5 protein-coding genes and 1 pseudogene are annotated in these 5,426 nt (G+C 70.1%); 4 read left to right on the top strand and 2 right to left on the bottom strand.

The annotated features are described in order from the left end of the window. Positions 1 to 930, bottom strand: a pseudogene (locus JHN45_RS50040) (hypothetical protein); the annotation flags it as partial. A 290-nt stretch (positions 931 to 1,220) separates the two neighbouring features. Between JHN45_RS50040 and JHN45_RS50035 the strand changes: the two are divergent. Together JHN45_RS50035 and JHN45_RS50030 are read left to right on the top strand one after the other, a co-directional pair. Then, positions 1,221 to 2,054: a DeoR/GlpR family DNA-binding transcription regulator gene (locus JHN45_RS50035; RefSeq protein ID WP_200717283.1), complete on the top strand. Its 834-nt coding sequence runs from the start codon at positions 1,221 to 1,223 to the stop codon at positions 2,052 to 2,054. A 65-nt stretch (positions 2,055 to 2,119) separates the two neighbouring features. Continuing rightward, entirely contained in the window at positions 2,120 to 2,593 is a 474-nt protein-coding gene (locus JHN45_RS50030) for an SRPBCC family protein (protein ID WP_201056109.1), read from the top strand. Between the two features lie 76 nt (positions 2,594 to 2,669). Here JHN45_RS50030 and JHN45_RS50025 read toward each other — a convergent pair whose 3' ends face one another. Beyond that, positions 2,670 to 3,800, bottom strand: coding sequence for a PLP-dependent cysteine synthase family protein (locus tag JHN45_RS50025; RefSeq protein ID WP_201056107.1), 1,131 nt, complete (start codon positions 3,798 to 3,800; stop codon positions 2,670 to 2,672). A 390-nt stretch (positions 3,801 to 4,190) separates the two neighbouring features. Here JHN45_RS50025 and JHN45_RS50020 point away from each other — a divergent pair, with 390 nt between their 5' ends. Continuing rightward, a complete protein-coding gene (locus JHN45_RS50020; RefSeq protein WP_019075127.1) occupies positions 4,191 to 4,517 on the top strand; it encodes a hypothetical protein in 327 nt (108 codons plus the stop codon). Between the two features lie 314 nt (positions 4,518 to 4,831). Further along, the coding region (locus JHN45_RS50015) for an ATP-binding protein (protein WP_201056105.1) at positions 4,832 to 5,426 on the top strand (595 nt) is incomplete at its 3' end.

Here is a 5,426-nt window from a genome sequence, read left to right as displayed (position 1 = left end):
CTCCAGGAGCCCGCCGATGGAGGCGAGGACGGGGGGGGCGGGGGTGGGGTCGTGGGATCCGTCGGGTCCACGGTCGAAGGTCGCCGTCGAGACGGTGACGGCCGCGGCGACGGTCAGGAGGCCGGCCGCCGTGTGGGCGGCCCGCAGCCGGGCGACCAGGCGGCGGCCGTACCAGAAGCCGGGGCGGCCGAGCGAGCTCTGGTCGGTCTCGTTGTCGGGCTCGGGCCGGCGGGGAATCGGGCGTTGGGACTCGTACGCGCTCCAGGTACGGCGGGACAGGTACCAGAGGAGGACGGTCAGCGCGGTCGGCACCAGGGCGGCGAGCGCGAGGCGGCGGCCGGGTCGGCTCCACCAGCTGTCGTGCGACACGGCGGGAGACAGGAAGCCCAGCCAGGAGTGGCGCTCGGCGCACGCGCGCGTGCCCGCGCACTGCCAGGCGGCGAGATCGAGGGCGACCTCGCAGGCCGCCGCCACGAGCAGCACGGTCAGGGTGAGTCCCGCGAGCCGCACCAGCAGGCCGTAGAAGCGCACCGTCCGTTTCCGGTCGCGGGCTGTGGGGCGCATCCAGTGCGCGAGGTTGACGACCATGAACGGCAGCAGCAACAACCACAGGGCGCGGGTGCCGTTGCCGGAGGTCAGGTTGCACCAGACGTACGCCTCGCGGATCGGTCCGGTGCGGCCGTCGGCGGTTCTGGACTCGGCGTCGACGTCGGCGGTGCGACGGAAGACGGCAGCCGTGTCGTCGCCGGTGATCCGCACCGTGCGCGGATCACCGAGCATCTCCTCGGGTGTGGCGCCGCCGACTCCGTGGACCAGGAGTTCCAGGGCGGGTTCGGTCCGTTCGGGCCGGTCGGTCGGGTTGGTTCGGTCGGGCCGTCCGACGGGCTCGTCGGCCCCGCTCGTGACGGCATGTTCCTGCACACGCTCCACTGTTCGCACATCCCCCGTGACGTACCGTCTGTCTGTGTCCGTGTGACCACCAGGATCGCCCCTTTCGGCGCGTCGCACACGCCCTGTCACCGAATCTCCCCGATCCGTGTGACAACACGGGGGACGCGTGAGGCCCCGATGACATGTGCGCGTCGGGACAGGCGATGGCGCAGTGCTTGCGGGGGCGTGCGAGGATGGGACGTCCGCGCACCGCAGCCGGGACGAAGGTCCTGCTCCGAGCCGGTGCGCAGGACGGTCGGACGGGTTGAGGCGAAAGGACCGGAGCGTACGTGAGTGAGAATCAGAACCTCCTCGCGGAGCAGCGGCGCGCCCTGATCCTCGACGAGGTCCGGCGCCGGGGCGGTGTCCGCGTCAACGAACTGACCCGCAAGCTCGGCGTGTCGGACATGACCGTCCGCCGCGACCTCGACGCGCTGGCCCGCCAGGGCGTTCTGGAGAAGGTGCACGGCGGGGCGGTACCGGTCGTCGAGGCGAGCACGCACGAGCCGGGCTTCGAGGCGAAGTCGGGCCTTGAGCTCACCGCCAAGGAGGACATCGCACGGGCCGCGGCGGAACTGGTCGCGCCCGGCACGGCGATCGCGCTCTCGGGCGGTACGACGACGTACGCGCTGGCCCATCATCTCCTCGAGGTCGCCGACCTCACCGTGGTCACCAACTCAGTGCGGGTGGCGGACGTCTTCCACGCGGCGCAGCGCACCTCGGGGCAGCGGCAGGGCGCGGCGACGGTCGTCCTGACCGGCGGGGTACGGACCCCCTCCGACTCGCTGGTGGGTCCGGTGGCCGACCAGGCGATCGCGGCGCTCCACTTCGACATGCTCTTCCTCGGCGTCCACGGCATATCGGTCGAGGCCGGGCTGTCCACGCCGAACCTCGCCGAGGCCGAGACCAACCGCAGGCTCGTGCAGTCCGCGCGGCGGGTCGTGGTGGTCGCCGACCACACCAAGTGGGGGACGGTGGGCCTGAGTTCGTTCGCCGCGCTGGAGCAGGTCGACACGCTGGTGACGGACGCGGGGCTGCCGGCCGAGGCACGCGAGGACATCTCCGAGCATCTGCGGCGGCTGGTGGTGGCGGGCGAACCCGACGACGACGAGGCAGACATCTGACGACCCGTCAGCTATCGTGACGCCGCGCCCACCGCGAACTACCTTTGCGCAGAGGAGGTTTCACCATGGCTCAGCGTCTGCGCCCGGTGGGAATCGACTTCGTCGAGACCGCCCCCGTACGGCTGGTCTTCGCGCGCGAGGTCACCGCGCCGCCCGAGGCGGTGTTCCATGCGCTCGCCGAGGACGTGGTCGGCTGGAGCGAGTGGTTTTCGGCGGTGAAGTCGGCTCGGCCCACCGGAGACGGAACGGGGCGTGAGGTTCGGCTGCTGGGCGGGACGCGGTTCGAGGAGAGCGTGCTGGTGGCCAAGTCGCCGGAGACATACGCCTATCGCGTCGACGCGACCAATGCGCCGGGCGCTCGCGCGCTGGTCGAGGAGTGGCGGTTGACGCCGGGCGCCGCGGACGGAACACGGGTTCAGTGGACGTTCGCCGCGGATGGGAACGCTGTGTTTCGGGGTGCGGTGCGGTTGGCTCGGCCTGGGTTGGGGCGGGCGTTCAAGGGGGCGGTGCTCGCATTGGATCGGCGGTTGACGCGCTAGGTTGCGTTGGTCATCGGTCGTCTGCAGGTTCGATGTGGCTGGGCGCGCAGTTCCCCGCGCCCCTTTGGGGCGCGCTTCAGCTCAGGTCGGGCCAAAGTCCCGTCTTCAGCAGTGATTTGATCGCCTCGCTGTACGGCGTGATGTCCAGACCCTGTTCCGTGAGCCATCTGTCCGAGTAGTACTTGTCCAGGTAGCGGTCCCCCGGGTCGCACAACAGGGTTACCACGCTGCCCTGTTGGCCCGCTGCCACCATCTCGGCGATGATCTTCAGGGCGCTCCAGAGTCCGGTGCCCGTGGAGCCGCCCGCCTTGCGGCCGATGGCTTGTTCCAGGGCTCGTACGGCGGCGACGCTGGCCGCGTCCGGGACCTTCATCATGCGGTCGATGGCGCCGGGCACGAAGCTCGGTTCCATCCGGGGGCGGCCGATACCCTCGATACGCGAGCCGCAGTCGCGGGTGACGTCCGGATCGCCGGTGGTCCAGCCCTCGAAGAAACAGGAGTTCTCCGGGTCGGCCACACAGACCAGGGTGTCCCGCTGTGTGTAGTGGACGTAGCGCGCGAGCGTCGCCGAGGTGCCACCGGTGCCGGCCGTAGCGACGATCCACGCGGGCTCCGGGAAACGCTCCAACTCCAGCTGGCGGAAGATGGATTCGGCGATGTTGTTGTTGCCGCGCCAGTCCGTCGCCCGCTCCGCGTAGGTGAACTGGTCCATGTAGTGGCCGCCGGTCTCCACCGCCAGGGCGGCCGACTCCTCGTACATCTTGCGCGGGTCGTCCACGAAGTGGCAGCGGCCGCCGTGGAATTCGATGAGGCGGATCTTCTCGGCGCTGGTCGTGCGCGGCATGACCGCGATGAAGGGGACACCGATCAGCTTGGCGAAGTACGCCTCGGAGACGGCGGTCGAGCCGCTGGACGCCTCGATCACCGGGCAGGTGGGCCGGATCCAGCCATTGCACAGGCCGTAGAGGAAGAGGGAGCGGGCGAGGCGGTGTTTGAGGCTGCCGGTGGGGTGGGTGGACTCGTCTTTCAGGTACAGGTCGATGCCCCAGTGCTCGGGCAGCGGGAAGCGGAGGAGGTGGGTGTCCGCGGAGCGGTTCGCGTCGGCCTGGACCTTGCGGACGGCTTCTTTCAGCCAGCTCCGGTAGGCGGTGTCGCTGCGGTCGACATCGAGGGTGACACCGGTCGAGGCCTGTGGGGTGGTGCTCACGGCGGGGCTCCTTACGCTTCGCGCCGACGGCGCCTCACGCGGCCGACACCTCGATCATATGCACCGTCCGCACGCTTCTCACCTGCATAAACATGCCTTTGGGCAGGTCAAAGGGACCCCTGGGGGGCGATCACGGCAGATCCGGGCGAGCGATCACGTCGGATCCTGGCGAGCGATCACGTCGGATCCTGGCGAGCGATCACGTCTGATCCTGGGGGCGCATTTATGCGAGTGCTCCGGGTACTCACCGTGACCGCGTGGTGCGTACTGGTGCTCGACGCCCGGTGCGGGCAGACTGCACCGGAGCGGGACGAACGTCCTGAACGGGGGCGCACAAACGGGGGCGCACACTGGATCACCAGATGTCCTGGAGCAAGGGGGCGGGGAAGCATGGCGGAGCCGGAGTTCACGGCCACGGGCGTGCGGATCGGGAAGCGACTGCGGTCACTCACCCGGGCCGGACAGGTCCGGATCAACGACGGCAGGCTGGAGTTGCTCACCAGCTACGGCAGTGAGATCGACAGTGCGCCGGTGCAGGCGGTACGCGCGTCGAAGCCGTGGTTCGCGCCGGAGGACCGGGCGCTGGCCGACCTGAACGGGAATCGGTACCTGTTGACCCTCGGCGAGCACGATCCGGCTCCGGGGCAGCCCGGGCCGCCTGCGGCACGGCGGTTCATCGAGGCCGTGCGCAAGGCTGCTGGGCGTGGGGGCGGCTGACCGGGCTGGACTGGGCTGGGCTGGGCTGGGGCGACCGCCGGCCCGTGCCGGGCGTCGCGGGCCGGCCGCCGTCGCGGGGCTGGGCTGGGCTGGGCTGGGCGGCAGCTGATCGGTGTCGCGAGCAGGCAGTCAATAGCGGCAAGTTGCGCGACCGCCACCCCTGCGTCACTCTGGTCTCACGTCACTCTGGGTTTACCGGCGATAACGCTGCGAACCAGCCGCCGGGCACAACAGCAGGCGGCCTATTTCCCTCGACCGGCCTGCTGGATCCGAACTCCGTGTTCTTCCGGACCTCTCGTCGGGGAGTCGCAGCCGTGATCACTCACCCAAGCAGGCACTGCGCGGTAGAGCTCCAAGCCCTGCCGTCGCGGATCGGCCAGGTCCGCAGAATCGTATCTGCGCAGTTGCGCTACTGGCATCTGGATCCACTGATAGACCGGGCGGCGCTCGGTGTGACAGAGCTCCTGACCAACGTCCACCGGCACGCCCAGCCCGACAAGACATGCACCGTCGAGATCGAGCTGCTGCTCGACCACCTCGTCGTCTCCGTGCACGACCACGATCCCCGGCTCCCTGTCGCCGGCGACATCTCCGATGTCGCGGCCACTGCCACTTGTGGGCGGGGGCTTGCGATGGTGGCCGCCGTCAGCGAGAGCTGGGGGGTGCGGCCGGAGGGCGAGTCCGGGAAGGTTGTCTGGTTCATGCTCTCTGCGCCTGAGCCTGCGCCTGTGCCTACGGCGGTGGTGTCCACGCCGGCATCGGCTCGGCCCGCTCGTCGGGTGGGGGTTGGATCGGAGAAACCCGCGCACCGGTTCGTCAGCGAGGTCGAACTTCCGGTGGACGAACACCGGTCCCAGCACGCTCCCGCCCGGTCAACCGGCAACGGCCGACCGGGCGGGAGCGTGCTGG

This window comes from Streptomyces sp. MBT53 (assembly GCF_016654115.1).
GTDB lineage: Bacteria > Actinomycetota > Actinomycetes > Streptomycetales > Streptomycetaceae > Streptomyces.
This window is presented reverse-complemented; position numbering and strand designations above follow the sequence as displayed.